The organism is Streptomyces sp. NRRL F-5123, from assembly GCF_000721495.1.
In the GTDB taxonomy this organism is placed as follows: Bacteria; Actinomycetota; Actinomycetes; order Streptomycetales; family Streptomycetaceae; genus Actinacidiphila.
In genome coordinates, this window is the sequence record NZ_JOHY01000025.1 from 15,771 (window position 1) to 31,530 (window position 15,760).

Below are 15,760 nucleotides of genomic sequence, written 5' to 3' on the forward strand. Positions count from 1 at the left end.
ACGCGACATGACCAACCTGCCTTCACCCCACAGCCAGAGCCCGGACGCCGCCGCCCCCGCGGCCCCGTCCTCGGGCGGATACGCCCGCAAGCCCCGGGTCGCCGTCGTCTTCGGGGGCCGCAGCTCCGAGCACGGCGTCTCGGTGGTGACCGCGGCGAGCCTGCTGCGCGCCATCGACCGCAGCAAGTACGACGTCCTGCCGATCGGCATCACCGGTGAGGGCCGCTGGGCCCTCACCGCCGACGAACCGGACCGGATGGCCATCGCCGACCGCACCATGCCCACCGTGGAGCAGGTCACCGACCACGAGGGCGCCGTCGTGCTGCCCGTCGACCCGGCGAACCGCGAGGTCGTCTACACCGAGGCGGGCGCGGTGCCCAAGGCGCTCGGCGAGGTCGACGTCGTCTTCCCGCTGCTGCACGGCCCGTACGGCGAGGACGGCACGCTCCAGGGGCTGCTGGAACTGTCCGGGGTGCCGTACGTCGGCGCCGGCGTCCTGTCCTCGGCCATCGGCATGGACAAGGAGTACATGAAGCGGATCTTCACCTCGTTCGGGCTGGCCGTCGGCCCCTACACGGTGATCCGCCCGCGCGACTGGGAGCGCGACCGGGGCGCCGCGCGCGACCGCGTCCTGGCCTTCGCCGCCGAGCACGGCTGGCCGCTCTTCGTGAAGCCCGCGCGCGGCGGCTCCTCCTTCGGCATCAGCAAGGTCGACGGCCCCGAGGGGCTGGACGCCGCCATCGCCGAGGCCCGCCGGCACGACCCGAAGGTCGTCGTGGAGGCGCTGGTGCGCGGCCGGGAGATCGAGTGCGGGGTACTGGAGTTCGAGGACGGGCCGCGCGCGTCGGTGCCCGCCGAGATCCCGCCGGTCACCGAGCACGCCTTCTACGACTTCGAGGCGAAGTACATCGACTCCGCCGAGGGCGTCGTGCCCGCGCCGCTCACCCCCGAGCAGACCGCGCAGGTGCAGCGGCTGGCGGTCGCGGCGTTCGAGGCCGCGTCGTGCGAGGGCCTGGTGCGCGCCGACTTCTTCCTCGCGGAGGACGGCGAGTTCGTGATCAACGAGATCAACACCATGCCGGGCTTCACCCCCATCTCGATGTACCCGCGGATGTGGCAGGAGAGCGGTGTGGAATACCCCGAGCTGGTCGACCGGCTCATCGAGGCGGCGCTGCGCCGCTCCACCGGTCTGCGCTGAACCGCGGAAACGTCCCTGCGGAACCGCCGCCGAGCCGGCGGCCGTCCCGCGGGGACGTCACAGCGCGGAGGGGACGGCCCGCTTCACCGCACCGGCGAGGTCGGTGAGCGGGCCGACGTCCGCCGCGTACTTCTTCGGCAGCGTCACCTCGACGTACGCCTTGCGGTACGTCGTGGTCAGGCGCAGCGAGCCGTCCGCGACGTGCTCGACGGACCACCCCACCTGGTCCACGTCGACGCCGTCGGCCCCCGGGTCGTCGTCCACCGCGGGCCGCGGCACCCCGCAGCGCAGCACGATCGCCGGATCACCCCACCCGGCGGTCAGATCGGACTCCGGCTTGAGATCATGCCGGGAGAGACCGCCGACGCGCTGCGGCAGGACTTCGTGCAGCGCGCGGCAGTAGCTCGACGTGAGTGCGTCAGGAACCGGCACGGCGACCGTACCGTCACCGTTACCGGAGACGGCGAAACCGTACGCCGCCGCCGCGGACAGGCATGCGAGGGCGGAGACGTTGATGAGGACGACCCGGTGAAACAGCGCCACCGGGCGAGCATATCGGGGGCTAGATATGGACCACGGGGCAGGTGAGGGTGCGGGTGATGCCGTCCACTTGCTGGACTCTGGCCACCACCATGCGGCCCAGTTCGTCGACCGTGTCCGCACGGGCCCGGACGATCACGTCATAGGGTCCGGTGACGTCTTCGGCCTGGATCACGCCGTCGATCTTGGAGATCACCTCCGCTACTGCCGAGGCCTTTCCGACCTCGGTCTGGATCAGGATGTAGGCCTGTACCACGGAACCTCCAGGGCGGCTACGAGGATCATGTGGGAAGGGGGACGCCACGTTATCGCGTCGTCGCGCACGGCGGGGAGACCCGCGCGGTACCTGACCCCCGTATTGACGCCGAGAAACGCCGATCGACGCCGATGCGTGCCGTGGCACGCGAGCGGAAGACCAGAGGGGACGGAAAGATGAAGGGCACTGTGGGGGAGCTGGGGGAGTTCGGGCTCATCAGGGAGCTGACCTCACGCCTCACCTCGACCCCGGCCGTGAAGATCGGCCCGGGTGACGACGCCGCCGTCGTCGCCGCGCCCGACCGCCGGGTGGTGGCCACCACCGACCTGCTCATCGAGGGCCGGCACTTCCGCCGCGACTGGTCCACCGCCTACGACGTGGGCCGCAAGGCCGCCGCGCAGAACCTCGCGGACGTCGCCGCCATGGGCGCCTTCCCGACCGCGGTGCTGCTCGGCCTCGTGGTGCCCGCCGAGCTGCCCGCCACCTGGCCGGTGGAGCTGATGGACGGCATCCGCGACGAGTGCCAGGTGGCCGGCGCCGCCGTCGTCGGCGGGGACGTCGTCCGCGGCGACACCATCACGGTCGCCGTCACCGCGCTGGGTGACCTGCGCAACCGCTCCGCCGTCACCCGATCGGGGGCCCGTCCGGGCGACGTCGTCGCGGTCACCGGATGGCTCGGCTGGTCCGCGGCCGGGCTCGCCGTCCTCTCCCGCGGCTTCCGCTCCCCGCGCGCCTTCGTCGAGGCGCACCGCCGGCCCGAGCCGCCGTACCACGCCGGACCGGCGGCCGCGGAGCTGGGCGCCACCGCCATGACCGACGTCAGCGACGGCCTGGTCGCCGACCTCGGGCACATCGCCGCCGCCAGCGGCGCCGACATCGACCTGCGCTCCGCGGCCGTCGACGTGCCCGCGCAGATGACCGACATCGGGCAGGCCGTCGGCGTCGACCCGCTGCACTGGGTGCTCACCGGCGGCGAGGACCACGCCATCGTCGCCACCTTCCCGCCCGACGTGAAGCTCCCCGCCCGCTGGCGCGTCATCGGCTCGGTCAGCGCCCCCTCAGGACGCGCCCCGCAGGTCACCGTGGACGGCGCGCCCTGGGAGAAGGCGGGCGGCTGGGACCACTTCGGCCCGGACGCGTGACGGGCGTGACCGCGCCCGCGCCCGTACGGGTGCTCTCCGTCGCCGGGTCCGACTCCGGCGGCGGGGCCGGCATCCAGGCCGACCTCAAGACGGCGACCGCGCTCGGCGCCCACGGCACGAGCGTCGTCACCGCGGTGACCGCACAGAACTCGCACGGCGTGCACGGCACCTGGGAGCTGCCGCCGGACGCGGTGCGCGCGCAATTCCGCGCCGTCGTGGACGACATCGGGGTGCAGGCCGTCAAGACCGGCATGCTCGGCTCCGCGCAGATGGCCGGCACCGTCGTGGACCTGCTCCGGGACGTCGCGGTGCCGGTCGTCGTCGACCCGGTGGGCGTGTCCAGCCACGGCGAGGCGCTGCTGCACGAGGACGCGACCGCCGTCGTACGCGACCGGCTGCTGCCGCTCGCGACCGTCGTCACGCCCAACCTCGACGAGGTCGAGCGGCTCACGGGCATCGTCGCCACCGACGAGGACGGCATGCGCGCCGCCGCCCGCGCCGTCCTCGCCCTCGGCCCGCGCTGGGTCCTCGTCAAGGGCGGCCACCTGCCGGCGGCCGACGCCCCCGACCTGCTCTCCGACGGTCGCACCGACCACTGGTTCCGCGCCCCGCGCCACCCCACCGCGCACACCCACGGCACCGGCTGCACCCTCGCCACCGCCCTGGCCACCCACCTCGCTCTCGGCCGCCCCGTCCCCGAGGCGGCGGCGCTGGCCAAGGACTTCGTGACCGCCGCGATCGCCGCGGGCTACCCGCTGGGCACGGGCACCGGCCCGGTCGACCCGGCCTGGCGGAGGTGACGCGGCGGCCCTGGCGGGCGGGGCGCAGGGCACGCAAAAAGCCGGCTCACCAGAGGTGAGCCGGCTTCGCGAAGCCGGAAGGCTGCGCCGCTGCGGTACGACTGCCGCGTGTCATACGCGGCAACGGGCCACTCGCTAGCGCGAGACCTTGCCGGCCTTGATGCACGAGGTGCAGACATTGAGCCGCTTCGGCGTCTTCCCCACAACCGCGCGCACCCGCTGGATGTTGGGGTTCCAACGACGCGGGGTACGGCGGTGCGAGTGGGAAATGCTGTTGCCGAAGCCCGGCCCCTTGCCGCAGACGTCGCAGTTGGCAGCCACGGGACACTCCAAAGACTTCAGATGCATTTACGAGGAAAAACCCGGGAGAACCCCAGGCAACCGGAGCAGCATACAACGCCTGCGCGGCTCCTACGAAATTACCATGCCCCGGGCGCCGAGCTGCCCGCCCGCCCCCCGGGGGGAGGGCCCACGCCCCTGGTCACCCGTGGCTTTGCCGCACCGCAGGGAACCCCTGCACCCCCCTCGTACCGCGCTCTCCGGGCAGGGCGCAGCGGGGCGCGGCCTGCCGCCGAACCCCCCGTCCGGGGGCCGATAGGCTCGGACGCAGTTGTCGCGCTCGCAGGAGGATCCGTGCCGCCCTCGCTCGACGCACCCACGGTGCGCACTTGGTGCCGGCTCGCCCTCGCGGCCCTGGGCCGCGCCCGCGAGGAGATCGACGCGATCAACGTCTACCCCGTCGCCGACGGCGACACCGGCACCAACCTCTACCTCACCGTGGAATCCGCCGCCCAGTCCGTGGACGCCGTGTGCGACGCCCACGCCGCGGCGGGCCCGGCGGCCGGCCCTTCCCTGCAGGAGACCTTCCGGGCGATGTCGCACGGCGCCCTCATCGGCGCCCGCGGCAATTCCGGCACGATCCTGGCGCAGCTGCTGCGCGGCATGAACGAGTCGCTCGCCGCGGACCCGGCGCCGCAGCCGGACGCCGCCGCCCTGTGCCGGGCCCTGCGGACGGCTGCGGACTCCGCGTACGAGGCGGTGGCCCACCCGGCGGAGGGCACGATGCTCACCGTCGCCGCGGCCGCGGCGACGGCGGCGCAGAGGGCACTGGAGGCCGCCTCCGCCGGGGACGCGGACCCGGCGGCGTCCGCCGGCGGCGCGTCCGCACCGGCGTCGCCCGGCCGGGCCGCCGGACCCCGAGGGGACCTCCTCGGGCCGGTCGTACGGGCCGCGCAGCGCGGGGCCCGGGAGGCGCTGGCGGCGACGACCGGGCAGCTCGGGGCGCTGCGCGAGGCCGGGGTCGTGGACGCCGGCGGGCTCGGGCTCCTCGCCGTGCTGGGGGCGCTGGCCGACGCCGTCACCGGGGAGGCGCCGCGCCGCCAGGAGAGCGCGGGCGCCGCCGCCCGGCCCGCCCCGGCGACGGCGGCGCAGGTCCACGCCTGCCCGGAGGGGGACGCCGCGCCCGGCGGGCCGGCGTTCGAGGTGATCTACCTCCTGGAGGCGCCGTCCGCGGCCGTCCCGCCGCTGCGGGCGCGGCTGGACGCGCTCGGGGACTCCCTCGTCGTCGTCGGCGGCGACGGGCTGTGGAACGTCCACGTGCACGTCGACGACGTAGGCGCGGCCATCGAGGCCGGTATCGAGGCGGGCCGCCCGCACCGCATCCGCGTCACCCACTTCGGCGCCCAGACGCGCCGCACCCCGGGCGACCGCGGACGCGAGCGCGCGGTCGTCGCGCTGGTGCGCGGCGAGGGCATGGCGGCGCTGTGCGAGCAGGCGGGCGCGGTGGTGGTCGCGCTGGGCCCGGGGGAGGCGCCGGCCAGCGGCGAGATCTCCGCGGCGGTCCGGCGTACGGGCGCCCGCGAGGTGATCCTGCTGCCCAACGGCGCCGAGCTGCGCCCCGCGGCCGGCGCGGCCGCCGCGCAGGCCCGCGCGGACGGCGTGCGCGTCGCCCTCATCCCGACCCGCTCCGCCGTGCAGGGCATCGCGGCGCTCGCCGTCCACGAGCCGTCCCGCCGCTTCGACGAGGACGTGGTGGCGATGACGTCCGCCGCGGGTGCGACCCGCTACGCCGAGCTGGCCGTCGCCGAGCACGAGTCGTGGACGATGGCGGGCGTCTGCCAGGCCGGCGACGTCCTGGGCCTGATCGACGGCGACGTGGCGGTGATCGGCGCGGACGTCGCCGGGACGGCCGCCCGCGTACTGGACCGGATGCTCGCGGCCGGCGGCGAGATGGTCACCCTCGTGCTCGGCGCGACCGCCCCCGAGGGCCTCGCCCCCCGACTGGAGGCCCACGTCCGCGACACCCACCTCGCGGTGGACACCGTCATCTACGAGGGCGGCCAGCCGTCCTGCCCCCTGCTGATCGGCGTGGAGTAGCCCCGGTCGGCATGCGGCGGACGCCACCCACGCCGCCGCGCGGCGCGCCCGCCGGGCGGCGGGGCCCTCGTTGTCGGTGGGGTGCGCGAGGATGGGAGCGATGACCGGAAATCCGTTGGACGAACCGCTGCGCAAGCTCGTCGGGGACCGCACCGCCAAGGTGCTCGGCGAGCATCTCGACCTGCACACCACCGGTGACCTGCTGCACCACTACCCGCGGCGGTACGCCGAGCGAGGGGAGTTGACGCGGCTCGCCGACCTGCCCGTGGACGAGTACGTGACGGTGGTCGCGCAGATCGCCAAGGCCGACAAGCGGACGTACGGCGGCGGTTCCGGCGTACGCCTGGAGGTCGTCGTCACCGACGGCAGCGGCTCGCTCACGCTGGTCTTCTTCAGCAAGGCCGCCCACGCCCACGCGCACCGCCTGATCCCCGGCCGCCGCGGCATGTTCTCCGGCAAGGTGTCGGTCTTCAACCGCACCCGGCAGCTCGCGCACCCCGACTACCAGCTGCTGGACGCCGACGACGACGGCAAGCAGGCCGCCGACGCCTTCGCGGGCCGCCGCATCCCGCTCTACCCGGCCTGCAAGCAGATCACCTCGTGGAAGATCGCCCAGGCCGTCGAGACGGCCCTCAACTCCCTGGAGGCGACCGGCTGGGCGGGCGTGGGCGACCCGCTGCCGGAGCAGCTGCGCGCCGACCGCGGCCTGGTGGCCCTGCCGGAGGCGCTGGAGAAGGTGCACCGGCCGCGTACGAAGGCCGACGAGGAGACCGCGAAGCAGCGGCTGCGCTGGGACGAGGCGTTCGTGCTCCAGGTCGCGCTGGCGCGGCGGCGGGCCGCCGAGTCCGCGCTGCCCGCGGTGCCGCGCCGCCCGGGCCCCGACGGGCTGCTCGCCGCCTTCGACGCCAAGCTGCCCTTCACCCTCACCGAGGGCCAGCGGGCGGTCTCCGCCGAGATCTTCGCCGACCTGGCCACCGACCACCCCATGCACCGGCTGCTCCAGGGCGAGGTCGGCTCGGGCAAGACCCTGGTGGCGCTGCGCGCGATGCTCGGGGTGGTCGACACCGGGGGCCAGGCCGCGATGCTCGCGCCGACCGAGGTGCTGGCCCAGCAGCACCACCGGTCGATCACCGAGATGATGGGCGAGCTGGCGGAGTCCGCGGGCATGCTCGGCGGCAGCGACCTGGGCACCAAGGTGGTGCTGCTGACCGGCTCGATGGGCACCGCCGCCCGCCGCCAGGCGCTGCTGGACCTGGTGACGGGCGAGGCGGGCATCGTCATCGGCACGCACGCGCTGATCGAGGACAAGGTCAAATTCCACGACCTGGGTCTGGTCGTGGTGGACGAGCAGCACCGCTTCGGCGTGGAGCAGCGCGACGCGCTGCGCGCGAAGGCCCCCAAGCCGCCGCATCTGCTGGTGATGACGGCGACCCCGATCCCGCGCACGGTCGCGATGACCGTCTTCGGCGACCTGGAGACGTCCGTCCTCGACCAGCTCCCGGCCGGCCGCTCGCCGATCGCCACGCATGTCGTACCCGCCGCGGAGAAGCCGCACTTCCTCAGCCGGGCGTGGGAGCGGGTGCGCGAGGAGGCCGAGGGCGGCCACCAGGCGTACGTGGTGTGCCCGCGGATCGGCGACGACGAGGAGGCGCCGGGCGGCAAGCCCGCGAAGAAGCCGGCAAAGGGTGCCAACGGCGGCAAGGACGCCAAGGACGCCAAGGACGCCAAGGACACCGACGACGCGGAGCGCCGCCCGCCGCTGGCCGTTCTGGACGTCGCGGAGCAGCTCGCGGCGGGCCCGCTGCGCGGCCTGCGCGTCGAGGTGCTGCACGGCAGGCTGGCGCCGGACGTGAAGGACGACGTGATGCGCCGCTTCGCCGCCGCCGAGCTGGACGTCCTGGTGGCCACGACCGTCATCGAGGTGGGCGTCAACGTGCCGAACGCGACCGTGATGGTGATCATGGACGCCGACCGCTTCGGCGTCTCGCAGCTGCACCAGCTGCGCGGCCGGGTCGGCCGCGGCAGCGCCGCGGGCCTGTGCCTGCTGGTCTCGGAGGCGCACGAGGCGAGCCCGGCGCGCGGCCGGCTGGACGCGGTGGCCGGCACGCTGGACGGCTTCGAGCTGTCCGAGATCGACCTCCAGCAGCGCCGCGAGGGCGATGTACTGGGCCAGGCGCAGTCCGGTAGCCGCTCGTCGCTGCGGATGCTCACGGTGATCGGCGACCGGGAGATCATCGAGGAGGCCCGGCAGGAGGCCGTCGCCGTGGTCGCCGCCGACCCCGAACTGACCCGCCACCCCGACCTGCGCAGCGCCCTGGACAGCCTGCTCGACGCCGACCGCGAGCGCTACCTGGACAAGGGCTGAGCCGCGTGGCCCGGCGGCGGCGGATAGGGTGCGGAAGGTGAGCAGCTCATGACCCGTGTGATCGCCGGAGCAGCCGGCGGCCGGCGGCTGGCGGTACCGCCGGGCACCGGCACCCGGCCGACCTCGGACCGCGCCAAGGAGGCCCTCTTCTCGACCCTGGAGTCGCTGCGCGGCACCCTCGGCGGTGCCCGCGTGATGGACCTGTACGCCGGTTCCGGGGCGGTCGGCCTCGAAGCGCTCTCCCGCGGCGCCGCGCACGTCCTGCTCGCCGAGTCCGACCCGCGCGCGCTGCGCACGGTCCGGGAGAACGCCGCGGCCGTCGGCCTGCCGGGCGCCGAGGTACGCGGCGGGCGCGCCGAGAAGGTGGCCGCGGGACCGCCGCCCGCCGAGCCGTACGACGTGGTCTTCCTGGACCCGCCGTACGACGTGCCGGACGACGAGCTGCGCGAGATCCTGCTCACACTCGGCGCGGGCGGCTGGCTCGCCGCCGACACACTGGTCACCGTGGAACGCAGGACCAGGGGCGGCGAATTCGGCTGGCCGGCCGGTTTCGAGGGGCTCCGCTCCCGGCGGTACGGCGAGGCCACTCTTTGGTACGGTCGCGCCGCCCCGGTTACCCACAGGTAACGCCCGTCAGCAGAGCGAGGAGCCTGCCATGCGCCGCGCAGTCTGTCCCGGGTCCTTCGACCCCGTCACCAACGGCCACCTCGACATCATCGCCCGCGCCTCGCGGCTGTACGACGTCGTGCACGTCGCCGTGATGATCAACAAGTCCAAGCAGGGCCTCTTCGGCGTCGACGAGCGCATCGCGCTCATCGAAGAGGTCACCGCCGACCTCGACAACGTGGTGGTGGAGTCCTTCCACGGCCTGCTGGTGGACTTCTGCAAGCAGCGCGACATCCCGGCCATCGTCAAGGGCCTGCGGGCGGTCAGCGACTTCGACTACGAGCTGCAGATGGCCCAGATGAACATCGGCCTGTCGGGCGTCGAGACCCTCTTCGTGCCCACCAACCCGGCCTACAGCTTCCTCTCGTCGTCTCTTGTGAAGGAAGTGGCCCAATGGGGCGGGGACATCTCGCACTTGGTACCGGGTCCCGTCCTGGAGGCACTGAACTCCCGGCTGCGGCAGCGCTAGAGTCGAGACGTGGACGTCCAGAAGAAGCTCGATGAGATCGCGGCCACCGTGGCGAACGCCCGGTCGATGCCGATGTCTGCCTCCTGCGTGCTGAACCGGGCCGAGCTGCTGGCCATGCTCGACGAGCTCGCCGCCGCGCTGCCCGACTCCCTGGCCCAGGCGCAGGACCTGCTCGGCGACCGCGAGCAGATGGTGGAGCAGGCCAGGGGCGAGGCGCAGCGGATCATCGAGCAGGCGCACGCCGAACGGGGCTCGCTGACCGCCGAGACCGCCGTCGTCCGGCAGTCCAGGGACGAGGCCGAGCGCATCCTCGCCGAGGCCCGCCGCGAGGCCGAGGAGATCCGCGCCGAGGCCGACGACTACGTCGACAGCAAGCTCGCCAACTTCGAGGTGGTCCTCACCAAGACCATCGGCTCCGTCGACCGCGGCCGCGAGAAGCTGCTCGGCCGCCGGCCCGGCTACGACGAGGGGTACGAGCAGGAGTACGCCGAGGACGACCCCGAGGCCCCCGAGCGCAGCAGCGACCCCGAGACGCTGCGCCGCCGCGCGGACGACTACGTCGACGCCAAGCTCGGCGCCTTCGAGGCGGTGCTCAGCAAGACCCTGGAGGCCGTCGGCCGCGGCCGGCTCAAGCTCACCGGGCACAACCCCATCGACGACCTGGCCGCCCAGATCGCCGCGGCAGACCGGGAGGGCGCGGAGGACGGCCCGCACCGGCAGTCCGACGCCGACTACCTCGCAGGCCTCGCCGCCCCCGCCGCCGAGCAGGCCGACCTGACCCAGTACGGCTACCGCCCGCAGGAGCCGGTGGAGCCGGCCGCCCAGGCCCCGCAGGACCCCGGCTACGGCGGCTACCCGCAGGAGAATTACCAGCAGGGCTACGCGCAGGAAGGCGACGGCTACCAGCAGGAGTACGCCCAGCAGCCCGGCTACGCCGACCCGTACGCCCCCCAGCAGGGCTACGGCCAGGAGCAGCAGCAGGGCTACGACTACGGGCAGCAGCCCGACTACGGCAGCCGGCAGCAGTACCCGCCGCAGATCCCCTACCAGCAGCAGGGCCAGCAGGGATACCCGCAGGCGCAGCCCGCCGCGCTCGACGAGACCAGCTTCTTCGACACCGGGATGATCGATCTCGACCGGCTGCGCGAGCTGGAGCAGGGGCGCTGACGCCAGGGCGGGACACCGCCCGTTTGGGCGGGGGCGGCGGTTCCAGTATCCTGTCACTTCCAGCCGTGTGAATCGCCGGCGCTTCTGCCTGCCCACCCGCATCCAGCGACCGGACAGGCGTGACCGAGGAAAGCAGGAGCCCTGAACACCCGCCTTGACCACCGCAAGCCCCTCGTGTTCGACACGCACGAGCTGGGCAGGCGTCCGGGCGCGATGAAGAAGGTCGCCCGCTCGGTACCGGCCCCCGCCGACCTCGGGATCCGCGACGTCATCGCCGTGCCCGAGGGCGCGACCATCGAACTGGACCTCCGCCTGGAGTCGGTCATGGAGGGCGTGCTCGTCAGCGGCACCGCCCACGCGACCGCCGAGGGGGAGTGCGTAAGGTGTCTGGAGCCCGTCCGGCGCGAGCTGGACGCGGACATCCAGGAGATGTTCTCCTACCCCGACGCCGATACCCGGACCGCTCGCAAGAGCGAAGCCGGTGCCGACGCCGAGGCCGACGAGGACGACGAAATGCCGGTGCTGGAGGACGAGCTCTTCGACCTCGAACCGGTGCTGCGCGACGCGGTGGTGCTCGCACTGCCGATGCAGCCGGTGTGCCGGGACGACTGCCCGGGCCTGTGCCCCACCTGTGGAGCACGCCTCGCGGACGACCCCGACCACCACCACGAGGCCACCGACATCCGGTGGGCGGCCTTGCAGGATCTGACGCTCGACCCGTCGGATCCGACCATCCAGCAAAACGGTGCCGGAAACGGCTCCGATGACGACCAGGAGAAGTAGCCGTGGCTGTTCCGAAGCGGAAGATGTCGCGCAGCAACACGCGTCACCGCCGTTCGCAGTGGAAGGCTGCGCCCGTGAGCCTGGTGGCGTGCGAGCGTTGCCACGAGCCGAAGCTGCAGCACATCGCGTGCCCCAACTGCGGCACCTACAACCGCCGTCAGGTTCTCGACGTCTGATCGGCAGGTGACAGGCTTTATGTCAGACGCCTCAGCGCCCAAGCAGGCCGCGAAGGACGCCGCGACGGAAACAGCCTCGTCCCACACGCTTCTGGAAGGGCGGCTCGGGTATCGTCTCGAGCCCGCCCTTCTGGTGCGTGCGCTCACCCACCGCTCGTACGCGTACGAGAACGGCGGGCTGCCCACCAACGAGCGGCTGGAGTTCCTCGGGGACTCCGTGCTCGGCCTGGTGGTCACGGACACCCTCTACCGCACCCACCCCGACCTGCCGGAAGGCCAACTGGCCAAACTGCGGGCCGCGGTGGTCAACTCGCGGGCGCTCGCGGGCGTCAGCCGCGGGCTCGACCTCGGCGCGTTCATCCGCCTGGGCCGCGGCGAAGAGGGCACCGGCGGGCGGGACAAGGCCTCGATCCTCGCGGACACCCTGGAAGCGGTCATCGGCGCCGTCTACCTCGACTGCGGCCTCGATGCCGCTTCCGAGCTGGTCCACCGGCTCTTCGACCCGCTGATCGAGGAGTCCTCCAACCTCGGCGCCGGCTTGGACTGGAAGACCTCCCTCCAGGAGCTGACCGCGAGCGAGAGCCTCGGCGTGCCCGAGTACGTCGTCTCCGAGTCCGGTCCCGACCACGAGAAGACCTTCACGGCTGCCGCCCGCGTCGGTGGTGTCGAGTACGGCACCGGCACCGGCCGCAGCAAGAAGGAAGCGGAACAGCAGGCGGCCGAGGCCGCCTGGCGCTCCATCCGCCAGACCTCCGCCTCCGCGACGGGCGCTACTGCGTAGGGCTCGCGGTGCCCCGCCGGGCACACCAGGGGCGCGTGGGAGTACCTCCCAGGCGAAGCTCTGGGGGAGAACTGCGCGACAAGCCCCCACCGGGGCGCGGGTCGTCACCGACCCGAAGGGGCGGTGCGGTCCGATCCGGATCACCGGCCGGTGGGTGGCTGGGCGCCCAGTTCCCCGCGCCCCTGAAACGCTCGCCCGGCGCGGCGGGGCACAACGCTCGCCCGGCGCGGCGGCGCACAGCGCTTGCCCCGCGGCGCAGCCGCACCCGCTGATCTCAAGCGCTTCGCAGAAGGAGAGCTCGTGCCGGAGTTGCCGGAGGTCGAGGTCGTGCGGCGCGGACTCGCACGCTGGGCGGCGCAACGAACCGTCGAGACGGTGAGCGTCCTGCACCCGCGGGCGGTGCGCCGGCACGCGGCCGGCCCCGCGGACTTCGCGGCGGGGCTGCGCGGCGCGGTGCTCGGTGAGCCCCACCGCAGGGGCAAGTACCTGTGGATCCCCCTCCAGCCGGGCGCGGCCCTGCTCGCCCATCTGGGCATGAGCGGCCAGTTCCTGGTGAAGCCCGCGGACGCCCCGCCCGAGACGCATCTGCGGGTCCGCTTCACCTTCGCCGACGACCTCGGCACCGAGCTGCGATTCGTCGACCAGCGCACGTTCGGCGGCCTGTCGGTGCAGCCGACGGTGCCGGGCGACCCGGAGAGCCTGCCGCAGCCCCTCGCGCACATCGCGCGCGACCCGCTGGACGACGCCTTCGACGAGGACGCCTTCCACGCGGCGCTGCGCCGCAAGCGCACCACCGTCAAGCGCGCGCTGCTCGACCAGAGCCTGATCAGCGGGGTCGGCAACATCTACGCGGACGAGGCGCTGTGGCGCACCCGGCTGCACTACGAGCGCCCGACCGCGACGCTGACCCGCCCCCGTACGGCCGAGCTGGTGCAGCACATCCGCGAGGTGATGGGCGACGCGCTGGCCGCCGGCGGCACGAGCTTCGACAGCATGTACGTCAACGTGAACGGCGAGTCCGGCTGGTTCGACCGCTCGCTGGACGCCTACGGGCAGGAGGACCGGCCCTGCCGCCGCTGCGGCACGCCGATCCGGCGCCGCCCGTGGATGAACCGGTCGAGCTACTTCTGCCCGCACTGCCAGCGCCCGCCGCGCGCGGCGTGACGCGGGAGCGGCGGGGCGCTCAGAAGCCGAAGTCCTGGGTCCACCAGGGGCCGCCGGAGCCGAAGTGGACGCCGACGCCGAGCGTCGTGTAGTCGCAGTTCAGGATGTTCGCACGGTGGCCGGGGCTGTTCATCCAGGCGGTCATCACGGCCTCGGCCGTGGCCTGTCCCTTGGCTATGTTCTCGCCGCCGAGGTCGGTGATGCCGCGGGCCTTGGCGCGGTCCCAGGGGTCGTCGCCGTCCGGGTCGGTGTGGTCGAAGAAGCCGCGTGCGGCCATGTCGTCGCTGAAGGCCTGCGCGAGGCCGTCCAGCGAGCTGCTGGCGGTGAGCGGCTTGCAGCCGGCGGTGGAGCGCTCCTTGTTGACCAGCGACAGGATCGCGGCCCGGGTCGCGGCGACCGTGTCCGTACTCGGGGAGGAGGCCGGCGAGGTGGTCGCGGGCGCGGTGCGCACCGGGGTGGTGGGGGCCGCGCCGGTGCGGGTCGGGGTGGGCTTCGCGGTGGTGGCCCGCGTGGTCGGCGTCGCCTTGGGCGTGGCCCGGGTGCCGGTCGCGGTCGCGCCCGGGGAGGGCGTACCGGGGGCGGCCGGGGTGGTGGTGCCCGGCAGCGGGGAGCCGGTGGTGCTCAGCGGGGAGGGCGAGTCGCTGCCGTCCTGCGCGGGGCGGTCGGGGGCGTCGGCCTGGGGGGTGCCCGCGCCGTCGTCGTAGCCGAGCCGGTCGGCGGCCTGGGACAGCAGCCCGGACGAGCTGACGACCGCGCCGACCGCCAGGGCGGTGGACGTGGTCAGCATCCCGGTGCGCAGCGGGTGGTGCCTGCGCTTCCCGCGGTGACCGCGCGGGGCGGCGGGCTGCTGCGGCGCGGCAGGCTGCGCGTGGCGGCTGTGTCGGCCCACGATTGCGCTCCTCATGCTCCACGGTGCCTCACCCGTTCGGGTGAAGTCCTGCTGCGGGGCGACTGTAGCGAATCGCGCCCGCCGTTGCCGTGATGCGGTCGCAAACGGTGGTCCGCCGACCGGAGGCGGACCGGATAACGTGCGGGCATGAGCGAAAATATCCGGCTCACCGCCTGGGTGCGCGGCCGGGTGCAGGGCGTCGGCTTCCGCTGGTGGACGCGCGCCACCGCACTGGAGATCGGCGGCCTGTCCGGCTATGCGAGCAATCTCGCCGACGGGCGGGTCCAGGTCGTCGCCGAAGGCACACGTGACCGGTGCCAACGCCTGCTCGACTGGCTGGGGGAGGGCGACACGCCCGGGAGGGTCGACGGGGTGACCGAGATCTGGTCGCAGCCGCGCGGCGGTTACGCCGGGTTCGAGATCCGCTGAGCATTCCGGCCGGCACGCACGGGCGGTACCCGGACGGCCGATGTTTTGCGAAGCCATGAGGATGACCGGTTGCCATATCCCGGATGTCGTGTCAGGCTGCCCCCATCGAGAATGATCTCGACTCCAGGCGGGTGGCCCCCGGCGTGTCTGCGCCGTGTTTTCTGAGGCGGACCCCGCGGCTGGGCTGTGATCGTGTTGACCGACCACTTATTTGGTGAGACGCTGGAAGCCCAGCGCAACGTGGCTCCATGGAATGCTCACGGCGAGCCACGACATACACCCTGCGCGTGGGCTTTACCCCCTCACCCACGACCCAAACCGCTCTCGGTCGGTCACTCAGCGTGGAGGACCACTCATCATGGCAAAAGCGCTTCTCGGTTACGTCGGCGGTCCCGACCCGCGACTCCTCGCCGAGATGCGAAGGCTGCAGCAGCGCGTTCAGGACCTGGAAGCCGAGCTGGTCAGGATGCAGGCCCGCAATGACGCTCTGACTGTCGCGTCGCACGAAGAGTCGCTGCTCAGCATCGACGTCGCTCACGGGGAGCCCGTCCTCGCCTGA

Annotated in this window: 18 protein-coding genes; 14 read left to right on the forward strand and 4 right to left on the reverse strand. The window is 73.4% G+C overall.

Annotated elements, in window-relative coordinates; translation table 11 throughout:
- Positions 1-7 precede the first annotated feature (7 nt).
- Positions 8-1,198 (forward strand): D-alanine--D-alanine ligase family protein, encoded by a 1,191-nt coding sequence (locus IH54_RS0120880; RefSeq protein WP_031518950.1) that lies wholly within the window; start codon positions 8-10, stop codon positions 1,196-1,198.
- 57 nt (positions 1,199-1,255) lie between these two features.
- Here IH54_RS0120880 and IH54_RS0120885 read toward each other — a convergent pair whose 3' ends face one another.
- Both IH54_RS0120885 and IH54_RS0120890 read right to left on the reverse strand, forming a co-directional pair.
- The gene (locus IH54_RS0120885) at positions 1,256-1,741 is read right to left on the reverse strand and encodes a DUF3515 domain-containing protein (protein ID WP_078862393.1); all 486 of its coding nucleotides are present in this window, start codon (positions 1,739-1,741) and stop codon (positions 1,256-1,258) included.
- Positions 1,742-1,760: 19 nt separating this feature from the next.
- Positions 1,761-1,994 carry an Lrp/AsnC family transcriptional regulator gene (locus tag IH54_RS0120890; protein WP_031518955.1) on the reverse strand — a complete coding sequence of 78 codons (234 nt, stop codon included), beginning with the start codon at positions 1,992-1,994 and terminating at the stop codon, positions 1,761-1,763.
- A 176-nt stretch (positions 1,995-2,170) separates the two neighbouring features.
- Between IH54_RS0120890 and IH54_RS0120895 the strand changes: the two genes are divergently transcribed.
- The gene (locus IH54_RS0120895) at positions 2,171-3,136 is read left to right on the forward strand and encodes a thiamine-phosphate kinase (protein WP_031518957.1); all 966 of its coding nucleotides are present in this window, start codon (positions 2,171-2,173) and stop codon (positions 3,134-3,136) included.
- On the forward strand, positions 3,133-3,936 hold the full coding sequence (thiD, locus tag IH54_RS0120900) for a bifunctional hydroxymethylpyrimidine kinase/phosphomethylpyrimidine kinase (protein ID WP_420711790.1): 804 nt from the start codon (positions 3,133-3,135) through the stop codon (positions 3,934-3,936). The genes IH54_RS0120895 and thiD overlap by 4 nt, the downstream gene beginning before the upstream one ends.
- Before the next feature lie 135 nt (positions 3,937-4,071).
- Here thiD and rpmB read toward each other — a convergent pair whose 3' ends face one another.
- Positions 4,072-4,257, reverse strand: a complete 186-nt coding sequence (gene rpmB, locus IH54_RS43440) for a 50S ribosomal protein L28 (protein ID WP_033173090.1) — start codon at positions 4,255-4,257, stop codon at positions 4,072-4,074.
- 312 nt (positions 4,258-4,569) lie between these two features.
- Here rpmB and IH54_RS0120905 point away from each other — a divergent pair, with 312 nt between their 5' ends.
- The 9 genes from IH54_RS0120905 (at position 4,570) to mutM (ending at position 13,883) form a co-directional block, all read left to right on the forward strand.
- The gene (locus tag IH54_RS0120905) at positions 4,570-6,312 is read left to right on the forward strand and encodes a DAK2 domain-containing protein (protein WP_031518962.1); all 1,743 of its coding nucleotides are present in this window, start codon (positions 4,570-4,572) and stop codon (positions 6,310-6,312) included.
- Positions 6,313-6,412: 100 nt separating this feature from the next.
- The gene (gene recG / locus IH54_RS0120910; RefSeq protein ID WP_043181716.1) at positions 6,413-8,677 is read left to right on the forward strand and encodes an ATP-dependent DNA helicase RecG; all 2,265 of its coding nucleotides are present in this window, start codon (positions 6,413-6,415) and stop codon (positions 8,675-8,677) included.
- Between the two features lie 48 nt (positions 8,678-8,725).
- Positions 8,726-9,304, forward strand: coding sequence for a 16S rRNA (guanine(966)-N(2))-methyltransferase RsmD (gene rsmD / locus IH54_RS0120915; protein WP_031518968.1), 579 nt, complete (start codon positions 8,726-8,728; stop codon positions 9,302-9,304).
- Between the two features lie 28 nt (positions 9,305-9,332).
- On the forward strand, positions 9,333-9,812 hold the full coding sequence (gene coaD, locus IH54_RS0120920; protein WP_031518971.1) for a pantetheine-phosphate adenylyltransferase: 480 nt from the start codon (positions 9,333-9,335) through the stop codon (positions 9,810-9,812).
- Between the two features lie 9 nt (positions 9,813-9,821).
- Entirely contained in the window at positions 9,822-10,979 is a 1,158-nt protein-coding gene (locus IH54_RS0120925; protein WP_031518974.1) for a hypothetical protein, read from the forward strand.
- Between the two features lie 174 nt (positions 10,980-11,153).
- Entirely contained in the window at positions 11,154-11,762 is a 609-nt protein-coding gene (locus IH54_RS0120930) for a YceD family protein (protein WP_234343663.1), read from the forward strand.
- A gap of 2 nt (positions 11,763-11,764) precedes the next feature.
- Entirely contained in the window at positions 11,765-11,938 is a 174-nt protein-coding gene (gene rpmF / locus IH54_RS43445; RefSeq protein ID WP_073500419.1) for a 50S ribosomal protein L32, read from the forward strand.
- 19 nt (positions 11,939-11,957) lie between these two features.
- Entirely contained in the window at positions 11,958-12,719 is a 762-nt protein-coding gene (gene rnc, locus IH54_RS0120935; protein ID WP_052397694.1) for a ribonuclease III, read from the forward strand.
- Positions 12,720-13,019: 300 nt separating this feature from the next.
- Positions 13,020-13,883 carry a bifunctional DNA-formamidopyrimidine glycosylase/DNA-(apurinic or apyrimidinic site) lyase gene (gene mutM, locus IH54_RS0120940; RefSeq protein ID WP_031518978.1) on the forward strand — a complete coding sequence of 288 codons (864 nt, stop codon included), beginning with the start codon at positions 13,020-13,022 and terminating at the stop codon, positions 13,881-13,883.
- A gap of 19 nt (positions 13,884-13,902) precedes the next feature.
- On the opposite strand, the gene IH54_RS0120945 is transcribed toward mutM, so the two are convergent.
- The gene (locus IH54_RS0120945; protein WP_031518979.1) at positions 13,903-14,772 is read right to left on the reverse strand and encodes a CAP domain-containing protein; all 870 of its coding nucleotides are present in this window, start codon (positions 14,770-14,772) and stop codon (positions 13,903-13,905) included.
- A 147-nt stretch (positions 14,773-14,919) separates the two neighbouring features.
- On the opposite strand from IH54_RS0120945, the gene IH54_RS0120950 reads away from it, so the two are divergent.
- Both IH54_RS0120950 and IH54_RS0120955 read left to right on the forward strand, forming a co-directional pair.
- Entirely contained in the window at positions 14,920-15,201 is a 282-nt protein-coding gene (locus tag IH54_RS0120950; protein WP_031518980.1) for an acylphosphatase, read from the forward strand.
- Between the two features lie 358 nt (positions 15,202-15,559).
- Complete coding sequence (locus tag IH54_RS0120955) at positions 15,560-15,760, forward strand: hypothetical protein (RefSeq protein WP_031518990.1); 201 nt, start codon at positions 15,560-15,562, stop codon at positions 15,758-15,760.

Bases quoted from the DNA above. Each gene is read 5' to 3' on its own strand.
- IH54_RS0120880 (WP_031518950.1), top strand. From the start codon at position 8: ATGACCAACCTGCCTTCACCCCACAGCCAGAGCCCGGACGCCGCCGCC.
- IH54_RS0120895 (WP_031518957.1), top strand. From the start codon at position 2,171: ATGAAGGGCACTGTGGGGGAGCTGGGGGAGTTCGGGCTCATCAGGGAG.
- recG (WP_043181716.1), top strand. From the start codon at position 6,413: ATGACCGGAAATCCGTTGGACGAACCGCTGCGCAAGCTCGTCGGGGAC.
- rsmD (WP_031518968.1), top strand. From the start codon at position 8,726: ATGACCCGTGTGATCGCCGGAGCAGCCGGCGGCCGGCGGCTGGCGGTA.
- coaD (WP_031518971.1), top strand. From the start codon at position 9,333: ATGCGCCGCGCAGTCTGTCCCGGGTCCTTCGACCCCGTCACCAACGGC.
- rnc (WP_052397694.1), top strand. From the start codon at position 11,958: ATGTCAGACGCCTCAGCGCCCAAGCAGGCCGCGAAGGACGCCGCGACG.
- IH54_RS0120950 (WP_031518980.1), top strand. From the start codon at position 14,920: ATGAGCGAAAATATCCGGCTCACCGCCTGGGTGCGCGGCCGGGTGCAG.
- IH54_RS0120955 (WP_031518990.1), top strand. From the start codon at position 15,560: ATGGCAAAAGCGCTTCTCGGTTACGTCGGCGGTCCCGACCCGCGACTC.